The sequence below is a fragment of the Paenibacillus sp. J53TS2 genome, assembly GCF_018403305.1.
Taxonomy (GTDB): domain Bacteria; phylum Bacillota; class Bacilli; order Paenibacillales; family Paenibacillaceae; genus Fontibacillus; species Fontibacillus rhizolycopersici.
In genome coordinates this window covers 250,780-262,100 of sequence record NZ_BOSK01000002.1, presented here as the reverse complement: position 1 = coordinate 262,100, position 11,321 = coordinate 250,780, and the positions used below count along the sequence as shown (strand labels likewise).

The 11,321-nt window shown below is 52.5% G+C and carries 9 protein-coding genes; 6 read left to right on the top strand and 3 right to left on the bottom strand.

Features of this window, described 5'->3' with window-relative positions; all coding sequences use genetic code 11:
* Positions 1-108 precede the first annotated feature (108 nt).
* From gltC to KJS42_RS05760, 3 genes are all read left to right on the top strand, one after another.
* Positions 109-1,008: a glutamate biosynthesis transcriptional regulator GltC gene (gltC, locus tag KJS42_RS05770; protein ID WP_155604876.1), complete on the top strand. Its 900-nt coding sequence runs from the start codon at positions 109-111 to the stop codon at positions 1,006-1,008.
* A gap of 218 nt (positions 1,009-1,226) precedes the next feature.
* Positions 1,227-1,667, top strand: coding sequence for a DUF1641 domain-containing protein (locus KJS42_RS05765; RefSeq protein WP_155604877.1), 441 nt, complete (start codon positions 1,227-1,229; stop codon positions 1,665-1,667).
* Between the two features lie 15 nt (positions 1,668-1,682).
* Positions 1,683-2,861, top strand: coding sequence for an NAD(P)/FAD-dependent oxidoreductase (locus KJS42_RS05760; protein WP_213622263.1), 1,179 nt, complete (start codon positions 1,683-1,685; stop codon positions 2,859-2,861).
* A 74-nt stretch (positions 2,862-2,935) separates the two neighbouring features.
* On the opposite strand, the gene gdhA is transcribed toward KJS42_RS05760, so the two are convergent.
* Together gdhA and KJS42_RS05750 are read right to left on the bottom strand one after the other, a co-directional pair.
* Positions 2,936-4,312, bottom strand: a complete 1,377-nt coding sequence (gene gdhA, locus KJS42_RS05755) for an NADP-specific glutamate dehydrogenase (RefSeq protein WP_213622262.1) — start codon at positions 4,310-4,312, stop codon at positions 2,936-2,938.
* Between the two features lie 272 nt (positions 4,313-4,584).
* Entirely contained in the window at positions 4,585-5,235 is a 651-nt protein-coding gene (locus KJS42_RS05750) for a nitroreductase family protein (RefSeq protein WP_213622261.1), read from the bottom strand.
* Between the two features lie 180 nt (positions 5,236-5,415).
* Here KJS42_RS05750 and KJS42_RS05745 point away from each other — a divergent pair, with 180 nt between their 5' ends.
* From KJS42_RS05745 to KJS42_RS05735, 3 genes are all read left to right on the top strand, one after another.
* A complete protein-coding gene (locus tag KJS42_RS05745) occupies positions 5,416-6,393 on the top strand; it encodes a Gfo/Idh/MocA family protein (protein ID WP_213622260.1) in 978 nt (325 codons plus the stop codon).
* Between the two features lie 136 nt (positions 6,394-6,529).
* Positions 6,530-8,839: a nitric-oxide reductase large subunit gene (locus KJS42_RS05740; protein ID WP_213622259.1), complete on the top strand. Its 2,310-nt coding sequence runs from the start codon at positions 6,530-6,532 to the stop codon at positions 8,837-8,839.
* A 12-nt stretch (positions 8,840-8,851) separates the two neighbouring features.
* On the top strand, positions 8,852-9,586 hold the full coding sequence (locus tag KJS42_RS05735; protein ID WP_155604883.1) for a Crp/Fnr family transcriptional regulator: 735 nt from the start codon (positions 8,852-8,854) through the stop codon (positions 9,584-9,586).
* Positions 9,587-9,897: 311 nt separating this feature from the next.
* Here KJS42_RS05735 and KJS42_RS05730 read toward each other — a convergent pair whose 3' ends face one another.
* A complete protein-coding gene (locus KJS42_RS05730) occupies positions 9,898-11,316 on the bottom strand; it encodes a copper amine oxidase N-terminal domain-containing protein (RefSeq protein WP_213622258.1) in 1,419 nt (472 codons plus the stop codon).
* Positions 11,317-11,321 lie beyond the last annotated feature (5 nt).

The following is an 11,321-nucleotide window of genomic DNA, read 5'->3' as shown; positions in this document are numbered from 1 at the left end:
GTTTTCGAAGGGGAGTCGATATAATGGTGTTTAATATATTTCACAAGGTGTAAGCTTTACACGCACTCTATCGGATAGAAACCAAAATGCAGCGGACGGGGTGAGGGGATGGAGCTCAGGCAAATCCAATACTTTATGGAGGCGGCTAAGCTGGAGCATGTGACGGAAGCGTCGTATGCGCTGCATGTGTCGCAGTCGGCGGTCAGCCGGCAGATCTTTAAGCTGGAAGCAGAGCTGGGCGTCGATCTGTTTGTCCATGAAGGCCGCAAGGTGAAGTTGACGCCGATTGGCCGGCAGTTCCTGCAGCATATGGAACAGATGATGAAAGTAATCGAGCAGGCGCAGCAGGAGATTCACGAATATCTCGATCCGGAGCGCGGGACGGTGCGAATCGGCTTTCCGAGCAGCCTCGCTGCAAACCTGGTACCAACGGTTGTATCGGCTTTCCGACGCCGGTATCCGGAGGTCCATTTTCAACTGCAGCATGGATCGTATCGAGAACTCCTGGACTGGGTCGGCGGCGGCGTGATGAATCTGGCCATGATCGGCCCGGTCCCCCAAGGGGAACAGCAAGTGACAGGCGAGGCGTTATTCCGCGAAAATTTCAAGGTGCTGTTACCCGCCGGGCATCGATTGGCCGGCCGCGACTCGGTAGGGCTGGATGACCTGCGGGAGGATGTGTTCGTCTTATTTCCTAAAGGATTTATCCTGCGGGAAATCGTGGTCGACGCTTGCGACAAAATGGGTTTTCAACCGAAGGTTTCGTTTGAAGGGGACGATCTGGACGCGATCAAGGGACTGGTGGCCGCCGGGCTAGGTTTGACATTGCTTCCGGAAATCGCATTAGGGGAGCATATTCCCTCCACGATGGTGTCGCTGCCAATGATGGAGCCGCAAGTGACCCGGGACGTCGGGGTAATCATTCCGGCGAATCGGGAGCTTGCGCCGACCGAAAAGCTATTTTGCGATTTTTTGAAAGAGACATTACCTTCTACTTATGGAGTTTAGAATTCATCGAAAATTGATATCAATAAGGGCCGTGAATTTTATCACTTACACGGTCCTTTTTTATTGAAAATATGTTACAATTTATTCGGATTGTTCAAGGTTGAGATGTGCAAATTTTCACTAACTCGAAACGGGTTAGAGGCATCCAAAGGAGGAACACTATGCATGAACTGAAGTTCGGCAGGGAGTCCTCAGATTATCGCAAAGGAGAATCGAGTATGTCAGAAACAGTTACTGAAACGAAAGCGGAGCAATCTGCAGCCCCGAACGCAAGCGGACAGCAGGAGCTCCTGGAGCAGCTCTTGAAGCCGGAGGTACAGCAATCGTTGACGGCTCTGGTAGAGCAGCTTCCGAAATTGAATGAACTCGTAGGGGTTTTGACGAAATCGTATGATTTTGCCAAAGGGGTGGCTGCGGATGATGTCCTGAAGAGCGACACCGTCGGTGCGATTTCGGAAATTGCCGGGCCGGTCGTTGGTAAAGTGAAGCACCTGGCGGCGAACGTGATCGAAGCGAAGGATCGCGCCGAGGACAGTCAAGAAGTGATCGGCGTGTTTGGGTTGATGAAAATGCTGAAGGATCCGCAAACCCAAAAGCTGCTTCGTTTCATGAACGCTTATCTTCAAGTCTCCGGTGAACGGGACCGTCATCAAAACTAACGGAGGAATACGATTATGTCAAAACATATTGTAATTTTGGGCGCCGGCTACGGCGGCGTACTCAGCGCATTGTCGGCCCGTAAGTTCATGGATAAATCACAAGCTCGGATCACGGTGGTCAACCAATTTCCGACGCATCAGATCATCACCGAACTGCATCGCCTTGCGGCGGGCAGTATTTCTGAACGCGCAGTATCTTTGCCGCTGGAGAAGCTGTTCAAGGGGAAAGACATTGATTTGCGGATCGCCAAGGTAGAGAATTTTTCGGTCGATATGAAAGAAGTGAAACTCTCCGACGGCACCGTCTTGTCCTATGACGCTCTTGTCGTGGGTCTGGGCAGCATTACCGCTTATTTCGGCATTCCGGGCTTGGAGAAGTACAGCATGGTTCTGAAATCGGCGGACGACGCCAGACGGATTCACGAGCATATTGAATCGCGCATTCGTGAATATGCTGCTTCCGGTAATGAAGCGGACGCGTCCATCGTAATCGGCGGCGGCGGATTGACCGGCGTTGAGCTTGTTGGGGAAATCGCTGACAAGCTGCCAGAATTGACGAAGAAATATGGCGTGAATCAAAGCGACATTAAGCTAATGCTCGTGGAGGCGGGACCGAAGATTTTGCCGGTACTGCCGGACGTATTGATTGAACGCGCCACAGCCAGCCTTGAGAAACGCGGCGTGAAGTTCTTGACGGGTCTGCCGGTAACCAATGTGGAGGGCAACACGATCGATTTGAAAGACGGGCAAAAAATCGTGGCAAACACCTTCGTTTGGACGGGCGGCGTGCAAGGGAATCCGCTCGTTGGCGAATCGGGGCTTGAAGTGAACCGTGGCCGTGCTTCGGTCAATGATTTCTTGCAGTCCGTCTCGCATTCGGACGTGTTCGTTGCCGGCGACAGCGCCGTTTACATGGGCGCGGATGGCCGCCCTTACCCGCCAACGGCGCAAATCGCTTGGCAAATGGGCGAGCTGATCGGCTACAACTTGTTCGCGTACCTGTACGGCAAGCAAATGAACGGTTTTAGCCCGGTTAACTCCGGTACGCTGGCCTCTCTGGGACGCAAAGACGCCGTGGCGACGATCGGCGCGAGCAATACCCAGCTGCGCGGGTTGCCAGCAACGATGATGAAGGAAGCGAGCAACATCCGGTATTTGTCTCATATCAAAGCACTGGACGCTTTGGCTTACTAAACTCAAGTCGATAAACAAAAGAGTCGCCTGAAGGACGAATCCTTCAGGCGACTCTTTTGCTTTCATTGGATTGTTTATACGATACCGTGAGCCAGCATCGCATTAGCGACCTTCAGGAAGCCGGCGATATTGGAACCTACAACCAGGTTGTCGGCATGGCCGAATTCCTCAGCCGCGTTCACGCTGCTTTGGTAGATATTGCGCATAATGTCCTTGAGCTTGGCATCCACTTCTTCGAAGGTCCAGGCGAGTCTAGCGCTGTTCTGCGCCATTTCCAACGCAGAGACGGCAACCCCGCCGGCATTGGCAGCTTTGGCTGGTCCAAAGTATACGCCGTTGTTCAGATAAACCTCGATGGCCTCCAGCGTGGACGGCATGTTCGCCCCTTCAGCCACATATTTGACGCCATTTGCGACAAGCTGTTTCGCTGCAGCTTCATTTATTTCGTTTTGGGTCGCGCAAGGCAGGGCAATGTCGCAAGGGAGGCTCCAGATCTTCTGGCAGCCTTCTACATACTCCGCAGATGGATGCTCGTTTACGTATTCGATGATCCGTTTCCGTTCCACTTCTTTCAAGCGTTTCACCGTTTCGAGATCAATGCCGTTCTTGTCGTACACATAGCCGTTCGAATCGCTGCAGGCGACAACTTTGGCGCCAAGCTGCTGCGCTTTCTCGATGGCATAAATCGATACGTTACCGGAACCGGAAACGACGACCGTTTTCCCTGCGAAGCTATCGCCCCGACTCGCCAGCATCTCACTCGTGAAATAGACCAGCCCGTAGCCCGTAGCTTCGGTCCGCGTCAAGCTGCCTCCGTAGGTGAGGCCCTTACCGGTCAATACGCCGGTTTCATTGCCGTACAACCGTTTGTATTGGCCGAACATGTAGCCGATCTCGCGGGCACCAACGCCGATATCACCAGCCGGTACGTCGGTGTCTGGGCCGATGTATTTGGACAACTCCGTCATGAAGCTTTGGGTAAAACGCATCACTTCAAGGTCGGATTTGCCTTTCGGATCGAAGTCGGATCCGCCTTTACCGCCGCCAATCGGCTGACCCGTCAAGGAGTTCTTGAAAATTTGCTCGAACCCGAGGAATTTGATAATGCTGGCATTCACGGACGGATGGAAGCGGAGGCCTCCTTTGTACGGACCAATTGCACTGTTGAACTGTACCCGGAAACCGCGGTTTACCTGTACTTTGCCTTGATCATCAACCCAAGGTACGCGGAAGCTGACCATTCTCTCCGGTTCGACGATCCGCTCGAGAATCCCTTGCTCCTGATATTTTGGATGTTTAGCGAATACGGGTACCAAGGAGTCGAGGATTTCTTTGACGGCTTGGTGAAACTCAAGCTCCCCCGGATTCCGTTGTTGGACGGTTTCATATACCTGATTTACATAATTGCGAGCTGCCTCCAGGCCTGCTTCGCGCTGCTGTGTTAAAGCCATTGTCCACTCCACCTTTCTTGTGTGTATTATCGAATGAGTACGTTCACCATTTCACGATATTTATGACCTCTATTGTAATATTGATGTAAGCTATTAACAAAGCTAATTTGAGATCAAGTTGATGATCGCATGAGATGAACTGGAGCGGATGGACGGCCTTGCGGCCAGATGATCCAGGAGTATTATGCCCGGGGAAGCGGGGGTTCAGACGAAAAAACGGCCGGTTCCGCAAGGTCGATGGATGCGGTACTGGCCGTTTTGGGTCATCCTGATTATTTCTGGAAAGAGTTCCAATTCACGACTTGATCTACCGAAAGGCGTGGCGTTGGATGAGCCGCTTTTGCCGCTTTGCCGATCGCGATCAGCAGGATCGGTTTCAAGGTTTCCGGGACCTCGAAAGCTTCAACGAATTTTTCGGCGTTATATCCGCCCATTGGAACCGTATCGTAGCCTTTGGCTTTGGCGATCAGCATCAACTGCATCGACACCAATCCGGCGTCCAGTAAGTTGATTTGGTGCAATCGTTCCGGGCCCATGCCGCCATAACCTTTGTGCAGACGCTCGACAAAATTGGTTTTGATCTCTTCCGTCATGGCGCCAAGCTTAACGGCCTCGGCGTAGATTTCCTCGGCGCGCTCGTAGGATTGGAGATCGCCCAGTACGGCAATCACGGCCGCGGAATCAACGACCTGCTGCTGATTGTTGGCGATCGGGAGCAGCTTTTGCTTCAGCTCAGGCTCATCGATAATCAGAAAACGCCAAGGTTGCAGATTGGATGAGGACGGAGCGGACAAGGATAGCTCTACGATTTCCTTCAGCTCTTCCTTGGAAATTTTCACGGATGGGTCGTAAACGCGAACGGAATGTCTTTCCTGCAGTACGGTATAAAAATCATTTAAATCAACTTGATTGAGCGTGCTCATTTTCAGGCTCCACCCTTTCTATATTTCATTCTTCATGTGATCAGTATAATTCTCAACTGTTATAAACACAAGTACAGTTAGAAGTGAATGAAGGATTCGAAACTTGTGGTTAGTTAGGATAACCATTATCTTAAAGAGGTAGTTCATCGACTTCGAAATTTATTTCCAGGGAGGTTTCACATGACATTGCAGATCGGAATCGTAGGTACGGGTTGGTTTAGCAAGGTGCATGGTGACATATTGGCAGGAATGGACGGCGTCCGGGTGACGGCCGTTACCGGAACGACGGCAGCCAAAGCGCAGGCCCTCGCCGACCGTTATCCGGGGGCGATCGGATTTGGCAGTTTAACGGATATGCTGGACTCGCAGAAGCTGGATGCCGTCTATCTTTGTATCCCGCCTATGGCGCACGGAGACATCGAAGCCGAGTTGATCGAACGAGGCATTCCCTTCTTCGTGGAAAAGCCGCTTGCTGCGGACCTGGGCACACCTCAGGGAATTCTTGCGCGTATAGAGCAAAAGCCGCTCGTCCACGCGGTAGGCTATCATTTTCGTTATAAAGAATCGATACGCAGGTTAAAGGAATCGCTGGAGGGCCGGACGATTGGTATGGCGCTGGGAGCATGGATGGGCGATATGCCGCAGGTGGCCTGGTGGCGAAGCCAAGAGGGCTCAGGCGGGCAGTTCGTGGAGCAGACGACCCATATCGTTGACCTGCTTCGCTATACAGCTGGAGAGGTTACGGAGGTTTATGCCGCCTATGGGAATCGCGTTGTACAGGAACACTTTGATAACGTGACCGTGCCGGACGTCGGTACCGTCACGATGAAACTTCAAAGCGGGGCGGTGGCCACGATCTCCAATACCTGCATCCTACCGGGGGGCGTATCCGAAGTAGGGCTGCATCTATATACGGATTCTGGCATTCTGGCCTGGAGCCCGGAGCGGTTGGAGATCCATCTCCCGGGAACCAAGACGGCCTACACCGGACAGGATAATCCCTATGTTGCTGAGACCGAGGCGTTTATCCATGGCCTGCGTACCGGCGACACCTCGCGGATCTTGTCTGATTATGCCGATGCCGTGAAAACTCAGCGGATCACCTGCGCCGCCTTGGAGTCGGCTCGGACGGGGAATCCCGTATCTATTCGCGAGTAAAAAGAAAATTTGAACTAAATGTGATTTTTTTCGTTGTGGAAAGATAAAGAATTACGCAATTGTAATCCGAATCACAATTCCCCTCGTGCCAAAATCTTATCCTGAGTCTGTCTAGAAGGAAAGGAGAGACGAGGGGATGAAGAGAAATCAAGCCCAAAACTCATTTTTGAAAGGGATTCTGATCTGTGTCCTTTTACTAAGCTTCACGGTGCTCATTGCCGGAGGATATTGGATTTTTAAATCGCAAGCGCCTACGCCGCTTAAAGTCGTGAATACCGCAGGCGAGGTATTGACGACCCAGGAGCAGATAACCGGCGGGCAAGCGGTATTTCAGAAGTATGGCCTGATGGATTACGCCACCGTGCTAGGACACGGTTCGTATTTGGGACCGGATTACACGGCCCAATCGCTGAAAATGGTCACGGACGCCATGCACGATCAACATGCGCAAGCGGAGTACGGTACGACTTACGCCGAACTGGATCCGGAGCAGCAATCGTTGATTTTTGAGAAGGTTAAGGCGGAGATGAAGCAGAACCGCTACGACAAGAACGCCAAGACCTTGGTGTTGACCGATGGCCAGGCCGAAGGGTTGGAGCGAGTCCGCGCCTATTATGACCAGGTCTTCACGGAAGGTGACGGACGCGGCATCCAGCCGAATTTGTTCGAAAACGAAACGATGCCGGAGGAAGGGCGCGCTTATGTAGCGCCGGGGGATATGCGCAAGCAAATCGCCGACTTCTTCTTCTGGACCGCTTGGTTATCCGGTACAGAGCGGCCGGGCGACACGATTACGTATACGAATAACTGGCCGTATTTCGAAGATGCGGGCAACACGATGAGTTATTCCGCCGTTCTTTGGAGCGGCATCAGTATGACGCTTTTCGTTTTGGTGCTCGGATTGGTGTTGTATTTCTACAACCGTTATAAGCTGCACATGCATGAAGCCTATGAACCGGGCAAATTCCCGGTGTTGGACCTGAACCGCATGCCGGTGACGGCTAGCCAGGTGAAGACGGCAAAATATTTTCTCGTTGTCGTGCTGCTATTTCTGATTCAAGTTGGTTTCGGCGCGCTGCTGGCGCATTATTACGTTGAACCCAACAGCTTCTTCGGGTTGGACTGGATCGTCAAACTATTCCCGTTCAATATCGCTAAATCCTATCATTTGCAGTTGGTCATCCTTTGGGTAGCGACGGCTTGGCTGGGGATGGGGATTTATGTAGCCCCGCTCGTTGGCGGCAAGGAACCGAAACATCAGGGGTTACTGGTGGATATCCTGTTCTGGGCGCTGGTAGTGCTCACAGCGGGGAGTACAATCGGCGAATGGCTCGGAGCGAAAGGCTATCTCGGCAACCTGTGGTTCTGGCTGGGTCATCAAGGCTGGGAGTACCTGGAGTTGGGCCGTTTCTGGCAGGTCCTGCTTGTTATCGGGATGGGGATCTGGCTGTTCATTGTGTATCGCGCCATTCGAAGCGCTTTGCGGATGGAAACCGATAAGGGTGGCTTAACGCACTTGCTGTTCTATTCGGCGATCGCCGTTCCATTCTTCTATATCTTTGCGTTCTTCTTTAATCCGTCGACATCCTTCACCTATGCGGACTATTGGCGCTGGTGGATCATCCATTTGTGGGTGGAAGGGATTTTCGAAGTGTTCGCCGTCGTTGTCATCGGCTTCCTCATGGTGCGAATGAAGCTGGTTACTAAGGAATCTACGGTGCGCTCCTTGTTGTTCCAGTTAATTTTGCTGCTGGGCAGCGGCGTGATTGGGATCGGCCATCACTATTACTACAATGGCTCGGCCGAAATCTGGATTGCCTTGGGTGCCGTATTCTCGGCGCTGGAAGTGATTCCGCTGACGCTGTTAATTCTGGAGGCTTACGACCAATACAAAATGATGAAAGACGGTGGTCAGACGTTCCCGTACACTTCTGCTTTCCGGTTCCTGGTATCGACGGCCATTTGGAACTTGGTTGGCGCAGGGGTACTCGGTTACTTAATCAACCTGCCGGCGGTGAACTACTTCATGCACGGCTCTACGTTGACGACGGCTCATGCCCACGGTTCGATGATGGGCGTATACGGGATGTTTGCGATCGCTGTACTGCTGTATACAATGCGGAATATCGTGAAACCTGAGCAGTGGAACGACAAGTTGCTGCGTATCTCCTGCTGGGGGCTGAATATCGGTCTAACGGGGATGATCGTGATTACCCTGTTGCCAGTGGGTTTCATACAGCTGAAGCATTCGTTTGATTTTGGCTTCTGGTCGGCGCGAGACTTCTCGTTCTATCAGCAGGATACGGTAAGCCTGCTGCTGTGGCTGCGGATGATTCCGGATACGATCTTTATTGTAGTGGGAATTCTGCCGCTGGTTTATGTGGTTGTACGTTCCATGTTCCACCTGCGCAAACCGAACGTCGCTGAAGAAGAAGTATTTGAGTAGGGGGCGGGGAGTATGGAGCATTCAACCCATATGTTGCGCTCCTTCCCCTTATTTCAGGGGCTGTCCCTGGACGAGGTGGCTCGGATCGGAGCGCTTACTGTTCCTAGGCTGCTAGGACGGCGTGTGGCCGTATTCCGGGAAGGAGACGAGGTAGAGGCGGTTTATTTTGTGGTGAACGGGCTCATTAAGACGAGCCGGACGGACGAGAAGGGCAATGAGCAAATCTTCTCGTTTCTGAAGCACGGCGATATGTTCCCTCTCACCGGCCGATTCGATGCGGAAGCCTCGCCGGTGACGGCCTCGACCGTCGTTGAGACCAGCCTGCTCGCGATCCCGCTCCGCTCCTTCGAGCAGCTTCTGGCGGGCTCGCCCGAGCTGGCATTTAAAATGATGGGGCTGATGAGCGGTAAAATCCGCGAGCTGCAAGGCAAACTGCTGAATTTTAATCAGCGGAGCGTAGAAGATCGTGGGATCTCGTTTCTGATTTACCTCGCGGAGCATTTTGGCATAGAGCGGGGAGGAGAAGTCGTCGTACCGATCCCTGTAACGCACCAGGAGTTGGCCAGTACGATTGGATTTGCCCGGGAGACGGTGAGCCGTCTGTTGACTAGCCTGCGCAGGGAAGGCATCGTTCAGGTCAGCCGCAAAGGGTTCGTCGTTCGAGATTTGCAGGCTTTGAAGGAAAAGGTGTGCGTCAAGGAGAATTGCCCCCATTGCCGGGAACTGAAGCGTCTCGAGCAAGGGTGAGGTATCGAGTCGTTATGCACTTGCTTCGCAAGTTGGGTGAGCGCTAACGCCTGCCAGAAGCCTTATTTGGGCGAAATCAGGGTGGATCTATTTCTAACGCTGATCGGGAGTCTTAATGGGTGCGAAACCAGCCGTTTTAGCATAAAAATGGTTGAATAAGCGTTGTGACAAGCGTTACATCTTTTTAGATGGGGTTTTGCGGCAAATAACGATGCTCATAAGCGTTACAGCCGGCGTAGGAAGCAGGCCCCTGTGTCCAACTTTACGCACAAAATAAAACCCCTCGCTAACTGGCGAGGGGTTTCATTTATTTATTCCAACGTGATGTTATACGTTACGATGTAGGACTCCTGTTCTGATTGGTCCACCTCTACATCCCCTTGCAGCAGGTGAATGATTTGGAGCAGCGGACCGGTCAGGCGGCCGTTGTAAATCTTCGTAGGCGCCTCTATAGGCGTCTCCGTGCCGTTCACGGTGGCCGTATCGGCACCGACAGCAACCTTGACCTCACGTTCGCCTCGGGTCAAACTGGCCGTCTTGTCGGCGGCGTTGTAGTTGAATTCGATGCCGGCGGCCAAAGCGAAGTCCTTGAGCGGAACGCGAACCTGATCGTCATCGGCTGGCGGCAGCTCATCGAAGGTGATCTCCTGGCCGTTCACATTGACGACGACAGAATACACCGGGCCATCCTCGTTGATTACGAGGCTTTGCACCTGCTCCTGCAGCAACTTGTTGTTCAACTCCACGTTTGCTGCGGTGACCTGATGGGTGCCGGCAGCGATTTCCTCGATGATCCGGCGATTGATAGCGGCGGAGTGATGCGACAAGTCTTTGTATTCGTCCAGATCATAAGTTAGGGTACTGTCACTTTGGAAATCATACACACGGACATTGGCAAAGGCGCTAAATCGCTCATACATGTATTTCTTCATTTCGAGCTGGTTTTCGAAACGATCCGGGTTCAGACTGTACCACATTTGCTGGCGTAATACGGAATAAGGCGGATAGTAGATGATGAACTCGATATCCGGATGCGCCTCAATGAAGCTCATCGTATTGTCCTCGAAATTTTGCTTTACGACCTCCAAAGCGGGCTCGTAATCTGCCGTCAACTGCTCTGACAGCTTAGCTTCCTGCCATTTGGCAAACACCTGGGTTGGACCGTAGCTGGCAGACATGTCCCAATTGTTCAGCAGGTCGAGATTGCGTAATTGGGGCATTTGACTTTTTGGCAGAAACAGTGCACCGAGGGCGTGCTTAACGTCGGACACGTTGAGCAGATATTTATAATCGTTCCAGATCTTATCGTCGTATAAATAAAACGGGAAATTGGCCTCGTCCCGCACCGCATTGTCCCGGAACGAGAAATAGTCGATCCCCCATAACACCTTCTTCACCTGACCGGTTCCAACCGCGACATCGGCGATCATCCGCTGTTCCTTGGCGGTAGAGCCCTCCATCGACAACTTCATGACCTGGCCGCCAAGCCGTGCGCCGACTTCCGAAGGGACAAAGTTCTCGGTCATGGAGCTGCCGAGGATGATGGTGTCATAGGCGTAATTTTTGGCCAGACCCGGGTTTTGATATCGTTGCTGCTTGGTGAACAGTGGTGAATAGGAAGCCTTTCGGTAGAGCTGCAACGGATCGACGGCATAGACGAATGAGCCGACCAGCACTGCGAACAACAGGACAAAAGCCATGAACCAGACGACGAAACGAATATTTTTCAAGGGAA

Excerpts from the sequence above, each read along its gene's own strand:
- KJS42_RS05740 (WP_213622259.1), top strand. The coding sequence starts at position 6,530 with ATGAAGAGAAATCAAGCCCAAAACTCATTTTTGAAAGGGATTCTGATC.
- gltC (WP_155604876.1), top strand. The coding sequence starts at position 109 with ATGGAGCTCAGGCAAATCCAATACTTTATGGAGGCGGCTAAGCTGGAG.
- KJS42_RS05735 (WP_155604883.1), top strand. The coding sequence starts at position 8,852 with ATGGAGCATTCAACCCATATGTTGCGCTCCTTCCCCTTATTTCAGGGG.
- gdhA (WP_213622262.1), bottom strand. The coding sequence starts at position 4,312 with ATGGCTTTAACACAGCAGCGCGAAGCAGGCCTGGAGGCAGCTCGCAAT.
- KJS42_RS05745 (WP_213622260.1), top strand. The coding sequence starts at position 5,416 with ATGACATTGCAGATCGGAATCGTAGGTACGGGTTGGTTTAGCAAGGTG.
- KJS42_RS05765 (WP_155604877.1), top strand. The coding sequence starts at position 1,227 with ATGTCAGAAACAGTTACTGAAACGAAAGCGGAGCAATCTGCAGCCCCG.
- KJS42_RS05750 (WP_213622261.1), bottom strand. The coding sequence starts at position 5,235 with ATGAGCACGCTCAATCAAGTTGATTTAAATGATTTTTATACCGTACTG.
- KJS42_RS05760 (WP_213622263.1), top strand. The coding sequence starts at position 1,683 with ATGTCAAAACATATTGTAATTTTGGGCGCCGGCTACGGCGGCGTACTC.